The sequence below is a fragment of the Mesorhizobium sp. M8A.F.Ca.ET.208.01.1.1 genome, from assembly GCF_004791315.1.
Classification (GTDB): domain Bacteria; phylum Pseudomonadota; class Alphaproteobacteria; order Rhizobiales; family Rhizobiaceae; genus Mesorhizobium.
Map to the genome: position 1 here is coordinate 1 of NZ_SRUT01000211.1, position 325 is coordinate 325.

A 325-nucleotide genomic window follows, 5' to 3' on the forward strand; every position below is an offset into this window, starting at 1 on the left:
CTGACCGCCGATGGCCAGCACATCATGACTGACGTGGTGACGTCAGTAGGCGTGTTCGGCGGCCTTGTCGGCGCACTTCTCACCGGCTGGCAGATCCTCGATCCGGCGCTCGCCGTGATCGTCGCGCTCAACATCCTGTGGCAGGGCTGGCACGTCATCGGCTCGTCGATGAGCGGGCTGATGGACCGCGCCGTCGACAGTCAGGAAAACATGCAGATCCGCGATATCATCTCGGCCAACTCGAAGGGCGCGCTGGAGGTGCATGACCTGAAGACGCGCATTGCCGGACGCGCCACTTTCATCGAGTTCCACCTGGTCGTCGACG

1 protein-coding gene is annotated in these 325 nt (G+C 63.4%); it reads left to right on the forward strand.

Annotated elements, in window-relative coordinates:
- Positions 1 to 325 (forward strand): cation diffusion facilitator family transporter (locus tag EN851_RS34970; RefSeq protein ID WP_135931094.1); only part of this gene is annotated, 325 nt, incomplete at both ends.